Origin of the sequence: Neisseria sp. S1 (assembly GCF_048060015.1) — a bacterium.
GTDB classification, from domain to species: Bacteria; Pseudomonadota; Gammaproteobacteria; order Burkholderiales; family Neisseriaceae; genus Neisseria; species Neisseria arctica.
The window spans coordinates 44,862-61,185 of sequence record NZ_JBLUPI010000006.1; the positions used below are offsets into that span (position 1 = coordinate 44,862).

At 46.9% G+C, this 16,324-nt stretch carries 15 protein-coding genes; 7 read left to right on the top strand and 8 right to left on the bottom strand.

Translation table 11 applies throughout. From position 1 onward, the window contains the following. Nucleotides 1-54: 54 nt before the first annotated feature. The 3 genes from pflB (at nucleotide 55) to ACEPPX_RS05840 (ending at nucleotide 4,414) form a co-directional block, all read left to right on the top strand. The gene (pflB, locus tag ACEPPX_RS05830; protein WP_416623298.1) at nucleotides 55-2,337 is read left to right on the top strand and encodes a formate C-acetyltransferase; all 2,283 of its coding nucleotides are present in this window, start codon (nucleotides 55-57) and stop codon (nucleotides 2,335-2,337) included. 194 nt (nucleotides 2,338-2,531) lie between these two features. Continuing rightward, on the top strand, nucleotides 2,532-3,338 hold the full coding sequence (gene pflA / locus ACEPPX_RS05835; RefSeq protein WP_416623299.1) for a pyruvate formate lyase 1-activating protein: 807 nt from the start codon (nucleotides 2,532-2,534) through the stop codon (nucleotides 3,336-3,338). 179 nt (nucleotides 3,339-3,517) lie between these two features. Beyond that, on the top strand, nucleotides 3,518-4,414 hold the full coding sequence (locus ACEPPX_RS05840) for a pirin family protein (protein ID WP_416623300.1): 897 nt from the start codon (nucleotides 3,518-3,520) through the stop codon (nucleotides 4,412-4,414). A gap of 299 nt (nucleotides 4,415-4,713) precedes the next feature. On the opposite strand, the gene ACEPPX_RS05845 is transcribed toward ACEPPX_RS05840, so the two are convergent. The 8 genes from ACEPPX_RS05845 to ACEPPX_RS05880 form a co-directional block, all read right to left on the bottom strand. Continuing rightward, on the bottom strand, nucleotides 4,714-5,664 hold the full coding sequence (locus ACEPPX_RS05845) for an SPFH domain-containing protein (RefSeq protein WP_152667066.1): 951 nt from the start codon (nucleotides 5,662-5,664) through the stop codon (nucleotides 4,714-4,716). A 24-nt stretch (nucleotides 5,665-5,688) separates the two neighbouring features. Next, the gene (locus ACEPPX_RS05850; protein WP_416623301.1) at nucleotides 5,689-6,114 is read right to left on the bottom strand and encodes an NfeD family protein; all 426 of its coding nucleotides are present in this window, start codon (nucleotides 6,112-6,114) and stop codon (nucleotides 5,689-5,691) included. 334 nt (nucleotides 6,115-6,448) lie between these two features. Next, nucleotides 6,449-7,198 carry a 23S rRNA (guanosine(2251)-2'-O)-methyltransferase RlmB gene (rlmB, locus tag ACEPPX_RS05855; protein WP_416623302.1) on the bottom strand — a complete coding sequence of 250 codons (750 nt, stop codon included), beginning with the start codon at nucleotides 7,196-7,198 and terminating at the stop codon, nucleotides 6,449-6,451. A 152-nt stretch (nucleotides 7,199-7,350) separates the two neighbouring features. Continuing rightward, nucleotides 7,351-8,112, bottom strand: a complete 762-nt coding sequence (locus tag ACEPPX_RS05860) for a peptidyl-prolyl cis-trans isomerase (protein ID WP_416623303.1) — start codon at nucleotides 8,110-8,112, stop codon at nucleotides 7,351-7,353. 82 nt (nucleotides 8,113-8,194) lie between these two features. Then, complete coding sequence (locus ACEPPX_RS05865; RefSeq protein ID WP_416623304.1) at nucleotides 8,195-9,070, bottom strand: peptidyl-prolyl cis-trans isomerase; 876 nt, start codon at nucleotides 9,068-9,070, stop codon at nucleotides 8,195-8,197. Between the two features lie 23 nt (nucleotides 9,071-9,093). Next, a complete protein-coding gene (locus tag ACEPPX_RS05870; protein WP_416623305.1) occupies nucleotides 9,094-9,369 on the bottom strand; it encodes a BolA family protein in 276 nt (91 codons plus the stop codon). Nucleotides 9,370-9,374: 5 nt separating this feature from the next. Further along, nucleotides 9,375-9,665 carry a YciI family protein gene (locus ACEPPX_RS05875; RefSeq protein ID WP_416623306.1) on the bottom strand — a complete coding sequence of 97 codons (291 nt, stop codon included), beginning with the start codon at nucleotides 9,663-9,665 and terminating at the stop codon, nucleotides 9,375-9,377. A gap of 2 nt (nucleotides 9,666-9,667) precedes the next feature. Then, nucleotides 9,668-10,201: a septation protein A gene (locus ACEPPX_RS05880; RefSeq protein ID WP_416623307.1), complete on the bottom strand. Its 534-nt coding sequence runs from the start codon at nucleotides 10,199-10,201 to the stop codon at nucleotides 9,668-9,670. Nucleotides 10,202-10,506: 305 nt separating this feature from the next. On the opposite strand from ACEPPX_RS05880, the gene ACEPPX_RS05885 reads away from it, so the two are divergent. From ACEPPX_RS05885 to trpB, 4 genes are all read left to right on the top strand, one after another. Beyond that, on the top strand, nucleotides 10,507-12,849 hold the full coding sequence (locus ACEPPX_RS05885; RefSeq protein WP_416623308.1) for a FimV/HubP family polar landmark protein: 2,343 nt from the start codon (nucleotides 10,507-10,509) through the stop codon (nucleotides 12,847-12,849). A gap of 339 nt (nucleotides 12,850-13,188) precedes the next feature. Further along, nucleotides 13,189-14,019 carry a tRNA pseudouridine(38-40) synthase TruA gene (gene truA / locus ACEPPX_RS05890; RefSeq protein WP_047761501.1) on the top strand — a complete coding sequence of 277 codons (831 nt, stop codon included), beginning with the start codon at nucleotides 13,189-13,191 and terminating at the stop codon, nucleotides 14,017-14,019. After that, a complete protein-coding gene (locus tag ACEPPX_RS05895; protein WP_416623404.1) occupies nucleotides 13,955-14,659 on the top strand; it encodes a phosphoribosylanthranilate isomerase in 705 nt (234 codons plus the stop codon). Before truA ends, ACEPPX_RS05895 begins: the two co-directional genes overlap by 65 nt. A gap of 140 nt (nucleotides 14,660-14,799) precedes the next feature. After that, complete coding sequence (gene trpB / locus ACEPPX_RS05900; RefSeq protein WP_416623309.1) at nucleotides 14,800-16,002, top strand: tryptophan synthase subunit beta; 1,203 nt, start codon at nucleotides 14,800-14,802, stop codon at nucleotides 16,000-16,002. Nucleotides 16,003-16,324: the final 322 nt, after the last annotated feature.

Genomic DNA, 16,324 nt, shown 5'->3' on the forward strand with positions numbered 1-16,324 from the left:
TACTCAGAAAATTATTTATCTTATTGGTTTGAATTGTTAAATAGGAGTTAAAGCATGAGTGCGACCACACAAACACGCTCTGCCGCTTGGACAGGTTTTAAATCGGGAAGCTGGGAGGCGGGCATTGATGTGCGCGACTTCATTCAGCAAAACTACACGCCTTACGAAGGCGGGGCGGAGTTTTTACAGCCGGCTACTGAAGCAACGAAAAAGTTGTGGCATGAAGTGATGGAATGTATCAAGGCCGAAAACCGTACCCATGCACCTTATAAAATCGATTCACAAATTGTGGCCGGTATCAACAGCCATGAAGCGGGTTATATTAATAAAGATTTGGAGGCTGTAGTCGGATTACAAACCGATGAACCGCTCAAACGTGCCATCATGCCTTACGGCGGTTTGAAAATGGTGATGGACTCTTGCCGTATTTATAACAGCCCTCTGAATCCGGAAGTGGAAAAAGCATTTACCGAATACCGTAAAACCCATAATCAGGGCGTATTTGACGTTTACACCCCCGATATCCGTCGCTGCCGTAAATCGGGCGTATTAACCGGTTTGCCTGATGCTTACGGACGCGGACGGATTATCGGTGATTACCGTCGTGTGGCTCTTTACGGTATCGACCGCTTGATGGCCGATAAAGCGGCTCAGTTTGATTCTTTGCAGGCAGATTTGGAAGCGGGCAATGATTTGGAAGAGGTAATCCGCCGCCGCGAAGAAATCAGTGAGCAATACCGTGCGTTCGGTCAGATGAAAGAGATGGCGGCACGCTATGGTTTTGATATTTCCGACCCTGCTCAAAATGCCCGTGAGGCGGTTCAGTGGACTTATTTTGCCTATCTGGCTGCCGTAAAATCACAAAACGGCGCAGCGATGTCGTTTGGGCGTGTTTCCTCGTTTTTGGATATTTATATAGAGCGTGATTTGCAAAACGGCACGTTGACCGAATTGCAGGCTCAAGAACTAATTGACCATTTGGTTATGAAACTGCGTATGGTACGCTTTTTGCGTACGCCAGAATATGACGAGCTGTTTTCAGGCGACCCGATTTGGGCCACTGAATCCATCGGCGGTATGGGATTGGATGGTCGGACATTGGTAACTAAAAACAGCTTCCGCTTCCTGCATACGCTTTACAACATGGGAGCGTCGCCCGAACCAAACATTACCGTATTGTGGTCGGAGCGGCTGCCTGAGCAGTTCAAGCGCTACTGTGCCAAGGTATCGATTGATACTTCGTCTATCCAATATGAAAACGATGATTTGATGCGTCCGGATTTCGATAGTGATGATTATGCGATTGCCTGCTGCGTTAGCCCGATGGTGGTGGGTAAACACATGCAGTTTTTCGGAGCGCGTGCCAATCTGGCCAAAACCATACTTTATGCGATTAACGGCGGCGTAGACGAAAAATCGAAAGAACAAGTCGGCCCCAAAGCCGAGCCGATTCTTGATGAAATACTGGATTATGATACCGTATTGAACCGTATGGATAATTTCATGGATTGGCTGGCTACCCAATATGTTACCGCCTTGAATATCATTCATTATATGCACGACAAATACGCTTACGAAGCTGCACTGATGGCGCTGCATGATCGTGATGTGAAGCGTACGATGGCATGCGGTATTGCCGGTTTGTCGGTAGCGGCGGATTCGCTTTCGGCGATTAAATACGCCAAAGTGCGCCCGATTCGTGATGAAAACAATATTGCCGTTGATTTTGAAATTGAGGGGGAATATCCGCAATTCGGCAATAATGATGATCGGGTTGATAGCATTGCTTGCGATTTGGTAGAGCGGTTTATGAAAAAAGTGGCCAGCCATAAAATGTATCGCAATGCTCTCCCCACTCAATCCGTGCTGACCATCACTTCCAACGTGGTATACGGTAAAAAAACCGGTAATACGCCCGATGGCCGCCGCGCCGGTGCGCCGTTTGGCCCGGGGGCAAATCCGATGCACGGACGTGATGTCAATGGTGCGGTGGCTTCGCTCAGCTCTGTAGCCAAACTGCCGTTTGAGTTTGCCAAAGATGGTATTTCCTATACCTTCTCGATTGTGCCGGGCGCATTGGGTAAAGACGGCGAATCCCGCGAGAAAAACTTGGCCGGTTTGATGGATGGTTATTTCCATCATGAAGAAGGTATTGAAGGCGGCCAGCATTTGAATGTGAACGTACTCAATCGTGAAATGCTGCTCGAAGCCATGAACGATCCGGAGCTGTATCCGCAGCTGACTATCCGTGTTTCGGGATATGCCGTGCGTTTTAACTCGCTCACAAAAGAGCAGCAACAAGACGTCATCACCCGTACCTTTACGGCCAGTATGTAAACCGCAGCTGCCATTATCTGAAGATAAAAGTGCCGGAGTATTTCCGGCACTTTTCATGCGGATGGCAAATAAATAGTCAGGGCAGTCAATATGTTTACTTTGGTTTTCAGACGGCCTGTAAGTATGATTTTTAAACATGTTCTGCTTTAGGGTATGCCAGGCCGTCTGAAGAAATAATCACAAATATTCGAAAAATGAAAAATATACCGATTATCCGCTCAAAAGGGGCGGTATCCCAAGCCAGAAGCCGCCATTACCAAGGCAAAGGCATCGTGCACTCTATCGAAAGTTGCGGAACGGTAGACGGACCGGGTTTGCGCTTTGTTTTATTTATGCAAGGTTGTCTGATGCGTTGCCTTTATTGTCACAACCGTGATACTTGGGACATGCATACCGATAAGGCTTTGGAATTAAGCGTAGAAGAGGTGATGAAGCAGGTACTCTCTTACCGCCATTATTTGAAAGCAACGGGCGGCGGTGTAACGGCAACGGGCGGCGAACCGTTGCTGCAATACGAATTTATCCGCGATTGGTTTAAAGCCTGCCGCGCTTATGATATCCACACCTGCTTGGATACCAACGGCTATGCTTTGCATTATGACAATATATTGGAAGAGCTGCTGGATAATACCGATTTGGTCATGCTCGACTTGAAACAGATAGATCCGGAAATCCACAAAACATTAGTCGGTATAGCCAATACCAAAACTTTGAATTTCACCCGTTATTTGGCGGAACGCAATCAAGCGGTAAGGGTACGTTTTGTGATTGTGCCGGGTTATACCGACGACGAAAGGTCGGCTCATCTGTTAGGTGAGTTCATCGGCGATATGGGTAATATCGATACGGTGGAATTGTTGCCGTATCACGAACTGGGCGCACATAAGTGGGCATTGTGCGGCGATACTTACAAGCTCGAAGGTATACACCCGCCTGCGCGGGAAACCGTATTGAGGATTAAAGAAATTTTAGAGGGTTACGGTAAAAAAATTATTTACTGAATGCCGTCTGAAATATCGGCCGGTGAGTTTTCAGACGGCCTGTAAATGAAAAATACCGTGGCAGGGTTATTTGTTAGGGTTACCTAAAAGCCATTATACTGAATGGCAGTCGGTATTTTAAAGATAGCAAACATCATAGTGAAATAACAAGCCGGTACAGCCGGTTAAGAGGAAAATCCATGCAGATAGAAAAAGTCAGCGCGCGGTTGAAAGATGTAGGCGGCATACCAGTTGCACGCCTGATACCGCAAAGTGGCCGTCGCACGATTGGCGCATGGTGTTTTTTAGACCATGCAGGTCCTGCCGTGTTCGATCCGGGTTCAGATGGTATGCAGGTTGGCGCTCATCCGCATACTAACCTGCAAACTTTTACTTGGATGATTCAGGGGGAAGTGTGGCATCAAGATAGTTTGGGATACAAGCAATTAATCCGCCCCGGCCAAGTTAATCTGATGACTGCCGGTACCGGTGATGCCCGAGGTATCAGTCATACCGAGCAAACTCCTGAGGATATAAAACACCTGCATGCCGTACAGCTTTGGATTGCGCTACCATTGAATCAAGAAATCGAACCTTCGTTTGAGTATTATTCCAAATTACCCGCATGGACGGAAAACGGGGCGGATTATACCTTAACCACAGGCAGTTACGGCGGCCATACCGCTCCTACGCGGCAATACAGCCCTCTGCTTGGATTGGATATACGCTTAAAAGCAGGTGGTGAAAATGTTGTAGCATTAAATTCCGGTTGGGAATACGGTGTTTTGGTCATCTCTGGCAGCTTGCAGGTTGCTGGGCAGGTATTTGTCGAAAATGAATTGGCCTTTATCGAGCTTAACGGCGCGTCAAGCCTTCTGCTGCATGCGGAAACTGATTGCCATGTGATGCTTTTGGGTGGTGAACCGTTGCCGCATCCTACGCTAATTTGGTGGAATTTTGTTGCCGACAACAGGGAATCTTTGTGCCTTGCAGTAGAAGATTGGAACCAAGGTCATTCGCGTTTCGGCCATATTGATTTAGCAGGTACGGGGTTAAAACGGCTGCCTGCGCCTTCCGTACCGGCTAAATTACGCTGAGCCTTTCCGATAAGCTAAGCGTGCTTATACAATGATATGCCTGCGTTTGGTAATAGGTGATGGTTTGTTGTTTGCTGCCGAAGGTATTAAAAATACTGCTGGATGGTTGAGCAATATTTTATGAGCTTTCGGGGCTGATAGATATTTTGATAACACGTTTGCCAGCTCTTCAAATAAGATTACCGGGTATATCGGCAAATACTTACTTTAGGCCTGTAGCTGGTTTCAGAAAAAACATGCCGTCTGAAAAAGCATTTCAGACGGCATATTTTTAGGTAAGTTTATTGGGTATTCGTATTTTATTTGGCGGTATTTTTATTGCCTTCGACAATCTTCAATCCTGCGGAAACCAATGAACCGATATCAGCTACATTAGCAGGCATAATCAGGGTATTGTTGGTTTTCGCCAGTTTGCTGAAGGCTTCTACATATTGTTCGGCTACCTTCAGGTTTACTGCCTCACTACCCCCTTCGGTTTGCAGTGCTTGCGCTACCGCGCGGATAGCGTCGGCATTGGCTTCGGCCACCAAACGCAAGGCTTGCGCCTCACCTTCGGCACGGTTGATTTGGGCTTCTTTTTCACCACGTGAAGCATTGATGGCAGCTTGCATCTCACCTTCGGACTGCTGGATTTCGGCTTCCCGTTGACCGCTGGCCAAATTGATTTGCTCAATCTTACGGCCTTCGGATTCGGCGATTCGGGCGCGTTTTTCGCGTTCGGCTGTGATCTGCGCCTGCATAGCGCGCAAGATTTCTTGGGGTGGAACTAAATCTTTGATTTCATATCGTAAAACTTTTACGCCCCACGATATGGCAGCTTCATCTAAAGCGGAAACAACGATACTGTTGATTTCGTCGCGTTCCTCAAAAGTTTTATCCAACTCCATACGGCCGATCACCGAACGCAGGGTGGTTTGAGCCAATTGCGTAATCGCCATAATGTAGTTGCTAGAGCCATACGAAGCCAGCTTGGGGTCGGTTACTTGAAAATAGATAATACCGTCAACGGTTAGTTGGGTGTTGTCACGGGTAATGCAGACTTGGCTGGGAACATCCAACGGAATTTCCTTCAACGTATGCTTGTAGGCAATGCGATCGATGAAAGGAATAAGGATATTCAAACCCGGCTTCAGTACTTTGTAAAAACGGCCTAAGCGTTCGACTACATAAGCTTCTTGTTGCGGTACAACGGTAAAGGCCTTGAAGCCGAAAATAATCACGGCCATCAAGATAAGAATGGGGAAGCTGATAAATTCCATGAGTTCTCCTGAAAATTAATGTGTTGGGTGAAGTTGGATTAAAAGAATATTACCGTTTTTACCTGTAATGGTGCCGGTTTGGGCTGCGGAGACAGTATGTTCGTTAACAGCCTCTGCCTGCCACTGAGTGCCCCGATAAAAAACTTCATAGCGGTTGGTATGCAAATGGCGCAGAATTCGTACGGTTTGGCCGACATCCAAATCACTGCGGGCGGTTTCGATTTCGGGAGAGCGACGCTTTCGGCGTATCCAGCCGCGGGCCCACCAAATACCGATACCCGATAAAATTGCTGCGGTTAGTACGCTGATAGATGTATTGGCAAATAAAAGTTCGGCCAAACCTGCTCCGAAAAGGGCAGCGCTGACAACTAACAAATAGATCGTTCCGACGAATAATTCAAAAATTAAAATCAGAGAGGCGGCAATAAACCACGTGAGCATGAGCATATCCTTCAGGCGGGGTATAACGGTTTCAGTCAGGGCATTGCAAATAACGTATAAACACCAATAGGCAGTTATTTTTATTTGTATGCAATATTGTGATTTTTTTTGATATTTACAAGATGATAACAGAAGATACCGGTGGAGGCGTCAATTTTCTGACAGTTTCCGGCCACTATTGCTTGAGGTGTGGCAAACAGGAACCTCAGAAAAATATGATTGAAAAAGGAACGGATAATTAGGGTTTTATAACAAAGGAGCCGTCTGAATAGTTTTCAGACGGCATGAACATTTAGCTGTATTACCTTGAAATATCAGGTATCTCGGAATCAATTCAATTTTCTGATTTTAAGGTACGCTGACGGCGTGTTTCGCTGAGCACCATGCCGGCAGATACGGATACATTCATACTTTCTACCGTACCGAACATCGGGATGGAAACCAGCATATCACAGTGTTCGCGAGTGAGGCGGCGCATACCTTCTCCTTCGTTTCCCATCACCCAAGCGGTGCTTGCGGGTAAATCGCAGTGAAATAAGTCTGCATCGCCACCCATATCGGTGCCAATAATCCAAATTCCGTACTCTTTTAGTTCACGTAAGGTACGAGCCAGATTGGTTACGGTAATATAAGGTACGGTTTCGGCGGCGCCGCAAGCTACTTTGCTAACCGTTGCGTTGAGTCCCGCACTCTTGTCTTTCGGTGCGATAACCGCATGTACGCCCATGGCATCTGCGGTGCGCAAGCACGCCCCCAGATTATGGGGATCAGTGATGCCGTCTAATACCAGCAGAAGGGGCGGTTCGCTGAGATTTTCCAATACGTCTTCCAAATGAACATGGTTTTTTGAGGCATCAATAAAGCCCGCCACACCTTGGTGGCGTGCTCCTTTGGTCAAGTTGTCGAGTCTGGCTTGATCTACAAAATGGATACGTACGTTTTCACCAGCCGCTTTTTCAAGAACTTCGCGTGTACGGGCATCGTTTTTGCCTTCTTGGATGTAGAGTTCGGTAATGCTTTTGGGATTTTGCCACAGGCGGGCGTTAACGGCATGAAAACCGTATATTAATCTTTGGTTGGACATATCGGATATTTGAGAATGATTTCAGACGGCATTATACAGCGTTATTGTAAGTAGGGCGTATTTATCCCTGTTTTCGCCGAAGTATTTGAAAGAAAAACCTCTGTAGGTAATACAGAGGTTCTTTATATATGCTGAGTTTAAGCAGTATCGCTTTATTTCAAACCATATGCATTCAGTATGGAAGTAATCTTTTCTTGTACGCGCTGCCGTTTTACTTGCTGCTCGATTTGCTGCTTGGCTTCGGCATACGGAGGAGCATTCGGGTTGCGTTCGTCTGCTGATACTTTTAATAAATAGTATTTCCCGTTAAACATAAGCGGATCACGGCTGACTTCTCCGCGGGTCATCTGTGCAACTGTTTGGCCGATTTCTGGTGCTAACTGTTGCGGCGAAACAAAGTCTTTGAAGTCTTGCTCCGGATTGGGATAACGTTGCATCAGCTGTTCGAAACTCAGACCTTTCAAAAGCAGCGCTTGCGCTTCACGGGCTTGTGCTTCGCTATCGAAATGAACTTGCTGGATTTGCACCATTCGGGTTTGTTCTTGGTAGGCACGATAGATATCTGCTTCGCTTACTTCGGTGCTTCGTTCCAAGTGTGCGATATATTGGTTGGCATAAAATTCAGCCTCTAGGTTTTTCAATTGATTTTGTATGTCGGCATCTTTATCCAAACCAATTTTAATGGCTTCGTTTTTTAGGATTTCAAAACTTTGCAGCTGCTTGATTACATTTTCACGGATAAGTTTGCCGTCTTGCTGTTGGGCTGCTTGGGGATTATTTTCAACCTGCTTCAAAACCTGATTGACCATACTGTCAATGCGTCCGCTGTCAATTTGGGGAGCTTGAGCGGCTAGGGCGACACCTGCAAGTACCAATGCCAATGCGCCGGATAGAGCGGAATGTTTTAATTTCATATTGATTTCCGTTGGTTATTATATGTTGTACTGAAAAGTATTCGGCCGCCTCTCATTTTCATGAGGGCGGCTTTTGTCGGTATTATTTGGCCGGCTTGACATCCGCTTTTCCGTAAAGGGCTTGTATGGCCTGATCAATACGGGCTGCCTGTAAATCACGTCCTAAAGATTCTTTTACCTCATCAAGGGAGGGGATTTTCGCGGCACGCTTGTCGTTTACGTAGAAAATAGCGTAAAGGCCGTCTTGGCTTTGCATAACATCGGTATAGCTGCCTTTGCGCAAATCTTTAACGGCATTGTAAACAACAGGTGCGCCTTGTTCCAAATCTTTCAAGTTGACATAACCCGAGCTGATGCCGCCGGTTTGTTTGGCTTGCGGGTCCGCACTGTATTGGCCGGCTACGGTTTTAAAGCTTTTTTTGTTTTTCAGTTCGCTAAGGGCTTTTTGGATAACAGTATTGTCACGGTTTATGATCTCGCCTAATTGTATTTCGGAAGAGCCTTTGTAAAAGTTGCTGAAATCATTATAGGCTGTTTTTACATCGGCTTCGGTAACCGGATTGCTGCGTACGATATGTGCAACGTAGGCTTGGCTAAGCAGATCATTTTCATAAGCTGCCCATTCTTGTTTGAAATTCGGCTTCTTGTCTGCCCCTTGTTCCTTCGCCGCAGCACGCGCTTGTTCGATAGCTTGTTTGTATTCGGTACTCTCGTGCAGCTTCAAGCGCTTGGCTTCTTGACCGATGATGATACCTGTAATTTGGCGACGGGTCAGGTTGTCGCGTAATTGGGGTGAATCTTGGATTTGGCCGTTGCTTTGGCTTTGCAGCATTTTTACTTGTGCATCGATATCTTTACTGTCGATTTTAGTACCGTTTACGGTTACCAAAGTTTGTGCAGCCAGGCTGCCGGAAAGGGCTGCCAATACCAACATAGAGGTGAGCTTGATTGTTTTCATCGTGTAATCTTTCGGAAAATGGATTATGAATTGAAATATTCTTCAGGTGTTAATGCTTTTATGCTTAAAGCATGAATCAGGCCGTCTGAAAAAAGGTCTTGCAGGGGCGCATTGACCATACGCTGCCGGTTGATGCGGGAAATGCTGGTAAATTCTTCGCTGACCACCAAAATCGAGTAATGCCCGCCGCCACGGTTACCCGCATGGCCGGCATGAAGATGGCTGTCGTCATGAAATTCGAATACCAACGGTTTTAAAACCTGAAGGCGATTTTCGATATTCGATTGCATAGTTTTCATCGGCTTTATTTAAACACTGCTTTGAAAGGTTTGATCAGGATTTCGTCATATACGCCGGCATCCACATAAGGGTCTTGCTCTGCCCAGCTTTGCGCATCATCTAAAGATGCAAAGCTTGCGATAATCAGGCTGCCTGACACGCGCTCGGGGTTATCCGGTAGAGGAGTCGGGCCGGCAGTAAGCAGGCGGCCTTCCGCTTTCAAAGCCTCTAGGCGTTGGAGATGTGCCGGGCGGGCGGCTGCGCGAGCCTCATGGGTATCATCGGCGTCCGTAGCCAGCAGCATATAATATTCCATAGTTATTTCTCCTGCGGTAAGTGGCGGCTGAGGTAGATACCTTGGCCGAAAAAGAAAACAAGCATTAGGGCGGTTGACCCGATAAATTTGTAATAAGCCCAAACTTCTTCGCTAAAGGTATAGGCAACGATCAAGTTTATTACACCCATTATAAATAAAAAGGTCAGCCAGGCGTAGGTAAGCTTCTGCCAGACACTATCGGATAAAGAGAGTTCTTTGCCCATTAATGCTTTGAGTCCGTTTTTACCCAGCAGATGGCTTGAGGCCAATGCCAACATGCCGAACCAAAATAGTAAAGTCGGTTTCCACATGATGAAGCGCGGGTTTTTGAATATGATGGTGGCGCCGCCGAATACGACAATAAGAATCAAGCTGACCCATTGCATGGTATCGAGCTTTTTATATTTCATCCAAGTGAAGGCCGCCTGTAAAACGCCTATGACAACGGCAACGGCTGTGGCCCAAATAATGTTTTTAGTAAGAATGTATGTCGTGAAAAAGAGGATGACGGCGATAAAATCGCTAAGTATTTTCATAACGGATAGCAGTGTGTGGTGTATAAAAGATTTCAGTATAAATGATTATCATACGGAAGATCGTAAGATTTTACATCATTGCCGACATATTTGTATGTTGCGAAATAATTAGTTTAACTTTAATTTTCAGTGGAAATTATTGTGAAACGGCGGTATTCCGTGGTTATAAAGCTGCAACGTACAAAATGTTTTTACATAAATTAGCACCGCCGCTTTGCAGAGAAACTGATTCGCATATATCATGTAGGCTGTGCTGAAATTATAGCAGCCGTAAGATATGCTGCAATCAACAGGGGATCTAAGTTTTGAAGAATAATACCAAGCTCAAGCTTATTGCCGCATCTGTGGCATTGATGACATCATTCGGTTCGTTTGCAGGATTGGGCGGTTTGAATGTCCAATCAAATTTGGGTGAGCCCTTCTCGGGTACGGTGACGGTAACCGGAGAAGAAGCACGCATCTTGCTCAACGGCGGAAAAGTGAACCTTTCAGACAACCGCTTGCGCAGTAGTGTGCGTAAATCGGGTGATAATGCTGTTGTCAGCATTCGTTCAAAATCAGCCGTACAAGATCCTGTATTGGTGTTTCAATTAGGAGTAGGAACACAATCACGCCAATATACGGCAATTATCGATCCTCCGGGTTATGCTTCGAATAACGGCGGTCGCTCGGTATCTCCGTTTGATCCTAAAGCCGCCCGAGACCGCGTTGCGGCTGTCGTCGGCGGAAGCAATATCTCGGACGGTAAAAAAACGGCACCGTCTCAAGCCGCTGCTCATTCCACAGATAAAAAGATTAAAACCGCAAAAAATACGGAACATACTCAGACCCGAACAGAGCCTCGCCGAGCTATGTCGGGAAATTATACTGTTCGTCAAGGCGAAACACTTACCGGAATTGCTGCCCGAGTGCGCCCGAACGGTATGACTACATACCAAACCGTTCAAGCTTTGGTTGCAGCTAACCCCAATTTATTTACAAACGGCAATGCCGATCAAATTTGGCCGGGTAATGTATTAAATATTCCTTCCGCCGCACAGTTACGCCGTTTGGCGCAGCAGCCCGCAGCTATGCCGTCTGAAACGCCGGCTGTAACTACAACGCCTGCAACAACCGCACAAGCAGCTTCTGAAGCCGCTACGGATATGGCTTCTGCCGCAGCAAGTATGCCTGTGGTTACTCAGGCTGATACAGCTGCTTCCGCGCCTGTATCTCCTGTATCTATGGCATCGGATATGCCTGCTTCTGATGTGGCTGTGGCCGCAGCTTCTTCTGAAACTGCTGTTTCGGAGCCTATGGCTTCTTCAGAGGCTAAACCTGCAGAAGCATCGGCAATGCCGGCAGTTGATGATACGGCTTCGGGTTCTTGGTGGCGTTGGCTATTATTGGCTGGCGCAGGTGCTTTGGCACTGTGGCTGGTGGGCAAATCTCTCGGCAATCGTAAAAAGGCAGTTGTTGCCACTCCGGATGCGGAGGATGGTACATTTGATGTTGAAGAGACAACTCCGGTCAAAGTCGCGGTAAAAGAAGAAAGAGCTTCGGCAGATGAGGGTATTCGTACTCATCAGCCTATTGTCCGTCCCAGCAATACGGCGCCCCTGACCCGTGCCGAAGCTGCTGCTACGTTGACTGCAGCTAAAGCAGCTTCCGGCAAGCAATCCAAGGCTAAAGCAGAGGATGAGCTAAGTGTAGAAGATGATTTTGAAGATGACATCTTCTTTACGGAAGTCACTGAAACCGAAGTACCTAAAGCGGATAATTTCCGTTTGGACTTAGGCAATATCGACAGTCAGCAAAGTGGTATTGTTTCGGGCGCGGTTACTTTGGATGAGGAAACTCAAAAACGCAAAAATGCCGATTGGGATCGAATTGAATCAACCGAAAGCGTATATGAACCTGAAGATAGCAGCTTCAATCATATTGCGGAGTTGACTGACGCCCCAAGCGACTTGGCCGAAAACGTATCATTTGCTGAAGAGTTTGCATCGGTAGAATCTGTGGCGGAAACCACTATGCCGGCTATGTCTGCAGTAGAACCTGTGGTAGAAGCCACTGTGCCGGCCATGCCTGTGGTAGAGCCTGTGGCAGAAACCACTGTGCAGGTCGCACCCGAAGCAGAACCTTTGGAGTGGACAGTCGACGAACCCGAAGTGCCGGAGTTCGTGGAGTCTGAGAAAAAGCATGAAACAGAAGAGCTGCCGGCACTTGAATTTGATGCGCCGATATCGGAACCTGTAGTAGAAGCAGCCGTACCGGTTGAAGAAGCTGTTGAGTGGCCGTCTAAGATGGCGACAGCCGAAGCTGTGGTTTCAGAGGGTGAGATTGCGGTTCAGGATGCCGATGATTGGTTGAAGGATATTCCGGCTGAATCTGCTGAGGATTCCACTATCGAGTGGGATGATAGTATCCATTTTGATGAGAGTTCGATTACTTCGACGGCTGCCAATGTTTCGGAGGAAGGTAACGGATTCTTATCTGAATCTGTAGGGATGACCGCTCCGTTAGAGGCCAAATACGAATTGGCTAAGATGTATATCGAAATTGGCGACCCCGATGCAGCACGAGATACGTTGATGGAGTTGATGGAAGAGTCTGACGGTAATATCCTCAGTAAAGCGGAGGTTTTGCTGAAAGAGTTGGGTAATTAAAACTCTCGTATGAGCAGCCCGGGCAATTAGGCCCGGGCTGTTTTGTTTCGGAAAAATGATTCGGTGATTGAGTAAGTATGAATTGCCAACTTTTTTATTTTACTCAAAATTCATTTTAGGGCGTAATTAGAGCATCGGAATGCTTGGATAATTTAAAGCGGTTTATTTTTCAATGAATATTCAAACGATATTTCATTCGCTCTAAACTGTAGTTTACATAAATAACGGTTTTGATATTCACTTAATATCGATATATTGTTTAGAAAATAAATCTGGCTTTCAGACGGCATTGAAAGGCGCTTATTGCTATAATAATTTATTTTTACAGAATCAAACGCGATGCCGTCTGAATTATTAAACCACACAGAATCCGCACTGCAGCGTTGGGCTTTAACTTTGTCATATGATGGCAGCCATTTTTACGGTTGGCAAAAGCAAGCTGAAGGCATTAATACCGTGCAGGCTGCATTAGAATATGCACTTGGCCGAATTGCCAATGAGCCTATTTCGACAATTGCCGCTGGTCGTACGGATACGGGAGTGCATGCTACTGCACAAGTGGTACATTTTGATACCTCTGCCATGAGGGGGGAGCAGGCTTGGATTCGCGGTGTGAATGCGCATTTGCCCGAAGGGGTTGCGGTGTGGAAGGCTCGGCAGGTTGATGCACGGTTTCATGCACGTTTTGATGCTTGCGGAAGGCGTTATCGTTATATATTGAACTCTTCGCCTGTTCGCCCGCCATTATTGGCGGGAAGGGTGGGGTGGACGCATTTGCCTTTGAACATGGCTCTAATGCAGCGTGCAGCAGATTTATTGGTAGGAGAGCATGATTTTTCCAGTTTTCGTGCGGCAGAATGCCAAGCCAAATCACCGGTGAAAACATTATATGACGTGGCTTTAAGGGGCACGGACAGGTTTATGACTCTTGATTTGCACGGCAATGCGTTTTTGCACCATATGGTTCGTAATATTGTCGGCGCATTAGTCTACGTTGGTTGCGGACGTCTAAGCGTAGAGGGTTTTGCTGAGTTGCTTGCCGAAAAAAGCCGCCTGAAAGCACCTCCTACCTTTATGCCGGACGGCCTTTATCTGACCGGAGTGGATTATCCAAAACAATGGGGCGTTGAAACACCGCCCTTGCCCGATTGGTTGTGGGGCGAAAAGTAACCGGAACAACACGGAAAAATTTATGAATCAGGTTCGTACTAAAATCTGTGGCATTACCAGCCCCGAAGATGCATATATGGTTGCGGAGGCGGGAGCCGATGCGATAGGGTTGGTATTCTATGAAAAAAGCAAACGCTTTGTAGATATTGAAACTGCTCAAACGGTAGTACGCGCATTACCGCCGTTTGTCAGTGTGGTGGCTTTATTTGTTAACGCAAGCCAAGTGCGGATTCAGGAGGTATTGGCGGCAGTACCGATAGATGTGCTTCAGTTCCACGGCGATGAAACTGCGGATTTTTGCCGTAGTTTCGGGCGGCCCTACCTGAAAGCGGTGCGTGTACGTAATACGCAGGATATTCTAGATGCCGCCCAGGCGTATCCTGATGCGCGCGGTATTTTGTTTGATGCCCATATTGAGGGTGAGTATGGCGGTACGGGTTTGAGTTTTGATTGGCAGTTGCTGCCCGAAAAAATTAACCATCATTGGATTTTATCGGGCGGCTTATCACCGGAGAATGTGGCTCAAGCCGTTAAGCTGGCCGGGGCGCGGGCAGTAGATGTTTCCAGTGGTGTGGAACTTGCACCAGGCATTAAATCCAAAGAGAAAGTAAGGGCGTTTATTGCCAATGCGCAACTATAGCGTATTAAAAATTAATGAGAATTTTTGTTATTGATTGGGATAGACAGCTAAAAGTTTTAGCGGTGGTCCGAATGTTTCAGACGGCCTTGGGGATGAACAAGGATATTTCCAGAAGGTAGCATGATTTTGAGGATACTATAATGAAAGATTATCAATTTCCTGATGAGCACGGCTTTTTTGGCGAACACGGCGGGGTGTATGTATCGGAAACCCTGATTCCGGCTTTGCAAGAATTGGCGGAAGCTTATAAAGATGCCAAAAACGATCCTGCTTTCTGGGAAGAATACCGTCATGATTTGAAACATTATGTAGGCCGCCCCAGCCCTGTCTATCATGCCAAGCGGTTGAGTGAAAAGTTGGGCGGAGCGCAAATCTGGTTGAAACGTGAAGATTTGAACCATACCGGTGCGCACAAGGTAAATAATACGATCGGGCAGGCTTTGCTGGCACGGCGCATGGGTAAAAAACGGGTGATCGCCGAAACTGGAGCCGGGCAGCACGGCGTCGCTTCGGCTACGGTTGCGGCCCGCTTCGGTATGGAGTGCCATGTTTATATGGGGGCGGATGATATCCAGCGCCAGGCTCCGAATGTGTACCGTATGAAGTTGTTGGGCGCAAATGTAGTCGGCGTGACCAGCGGTTCGCGCACATTGAAAGATGCCATGAACGAAGCCATGCGTGAATGGGTTGCCCGTGTGGATGATACTTTTTACATTATCGGTACGGCAGCGGGCCCGGCTCCTTATCCTGAAATGGTGCGTGATTTCCAATGTGTGATTGGCGAAGAGGCCAAAGAGCAAATGTTGGAGGCCATAGGCCGCCAGCCTGATGTAGCGGTTGCTTGTGTGGGAGGTGGTTCCAATGCAATCGGTTTGTTTTACCCTTATATCGCCGAAGAGAATGTCCGTTTGGTGGGTGTGGAAGCCGGCGGCTTGGGTTTGCAGACACAGAATCATGCGGCGCCGATTTCTTCAAAATCTCCTATCGGTGTATTGCACGGTTTTCGCAGCTATCTGATGCAGGATGAAAACGGCCAAGTATTGGGGACACACTCCGTATCGGCAGGCTTGGATTATCCCGGTATCGGCCCTGAACACAGTCATTTGGCTGATTTAGGACGTGTGGAATACTATGCGGCAGACGATAAAGCGGCTATGGATGCCTTCCACGATTTATGCCATTACGAAGGAATTATTCCTGCGTTGGAAAGCAGCCATGCGTTGGCATGGGCAATTGCCGAAGCACCGAAAATGTCGCCCGAGCAAGTGATTTTGGTTAATTTGTCCGGCCGCGGGGATAAAGATATCAACACCGTTGCCAAATTAGATGGTATTAATTTGTAAACTTTAGATTTTCAAGATAGCGGTTGAATATTTAGGCCGTCTGAAAACTTACCTTGGAGGTGCTGTTTTCAGACGGCCTTTGTTATGTGTGCCGTGTCCGTTTTCTAAAAGATAGAAGGTGACTATTTTTTTGATATTTTGAATTACTAATCCAAATAAAGACGGAGTTGTCAGGCTTAGGTATTTGAACGGCAGTTTTAAAGTACATTTTCCGGATATGGCTTACCTATCCGTTCAAAGCAACGGCTTACTGCTTTCGGATAAGGTAGATATTTTTTAATTATTGCAAAAAAACTGACTAGAAATCATGCCGTCCGAAAAC